Source organism: Phaeodactylibacter xiamenensis (assembly GCF_000759025.1).
Lineage (GTDB): Bacteria > Bacteroidota > Bacteroidia > Chitinophagales > Saprospiraceae > Phaeodactylibacter > Phaeodactylibacter xiamenensis.
This window is the reverse complement of sequence record NZ_JPOS01000071.1, coordinates 1-1,488: the sequence shown is the minus strand read 5'-3', so window position 1 is coordinate 1,488 and position 1,488 is coordinate 1. Positions and strand designations below refer to the sequence as shown.

Genomic DNA, 1,488 nt, shown 5'->3' with positions numbered 1-1,488 from the left:
CTTTTGAAACGAGCCTATTACCGGACCAGCAGCAGTTTTTTGGTCTTAGGAGGCTGACCGGGTTCGAACAGCACCACTACGACGGCTGTATTTTGAGCACGCCATTCGGATACATTCAACATTTGTACCTGAACTCCATCCAGTCTATAACGGGCTAACTCCTGCCCCCAAAGGTTATATACGACAGCCTCGGTTCCTTCGGCCTGACGGGAAAGCACCAGAGATGCCTCATCTCTGGCTGGGTTCGGGAAAATATCAAACTGTAGCTCACTTAGTTCGCGGCTTACCTGCTCCCAGTCAACGGGTGGCAGCCTATCGCCTGTCCGAAGCGCTGCACCCCCTCCCCCATCGAGCGAATTGGGCAAAGGCAGCGCTGCCCCAACTTCCCAACTTGAGTTGCCACTCATACAGAGTGTTCTTACCCGCCACTGAATAATACTGCCGGGAGGCAGCCCTTCAAAGGTGTAAACCGTATCGCTCAATTGAGTGTTGCCCATGCCATGACCGGCAATAAGATACTGTAACTGATAAGCAACTGCACCAGGCACAGGGTCCCACGCAACCGTACCTGAAGTAGGGGACAGAGCATTGGTAACAAAGTTTGAGGGTGGGGCACAGAGCTCATCCAAATCACAAACTCCATTATTATTGTTATCGATCAGTGTGCCTACGCATTCACAATCCGCGGTCACAACATCGTTTGTGGTACAATTGTCATAATCATTACAACTGCTGCCAATCAGCATGTCGTCAAAATCAGGGCAGAGGTCATCCCCGTCACAGACCCCATCGCCATCTGCATCCGGGCAGCCGGCGGCAGAGGTCGTGAATGAGGGCCCCTCAACATTATCAGAATTGTCCGTACCGCAATTCGCACGGACCTGCCAGAGGTATTCCGACTCAGGGGAAAGCCCGGTAAGCGTCACCATATTCGTATTCACTAACATGACCGTACCCGATTGCCCGGGCGTAATATAGCCCACCCGGTAGCTGTCCGCTCCTATGACCGCATTCCAGGTCAGGGTCGCCATATCCGGCGTTATGCTGAACACCTGCAGGTTTTCCGGTATTGTGCACCCGGTTTCATTCAGGTCGCAGATACCATTATTGTTTTCATCAAAGAGTGCCCCATAGCAAACGCAATCGCTGCCGTAGGTATCATTAATCGTACAGGGGTCCCCGTCATCGCAGGGCTGGCCTATGAGCGCATCATCTATCTCCGGGCAGAGGTCATCCTCATCACAAACCCCATCACCATCTGCATCCGGGCAGGTATCCTCCAGAGTCATAAAGGTATCAACGCTGCTGAAGCTGGACTGACCGCCGTCGCAGATCGCCCGGACCCGCCATTCTATCTGTGCGGACCCCGGAAGCCCGGTCAGGGTTATCGATTCAGAGGTGGCTAAGGCATTAAGCACTATCCCTCCATTGACCCGATAGCGGACCAGGTACTCGATAGCCGGGCCCACGGCTGTCCAGGAGAGGTCT

General features: G+C 53.8%; 1 protein-coding gene. It reads right to left on the bottom strand.

Annotation, left to right across the window (positions count from 1 at the left end; genetic code table 11):
- Positions 1-17: 17 nt before the first annotated feature.
- Positions 18-1,488: fibronectin type III domain-containing protein (locus IX84_RS33485; protein WP_044224096.1), on the bottom strand; the 1,471-nt coding region annotated here is incomplete at its 5' end.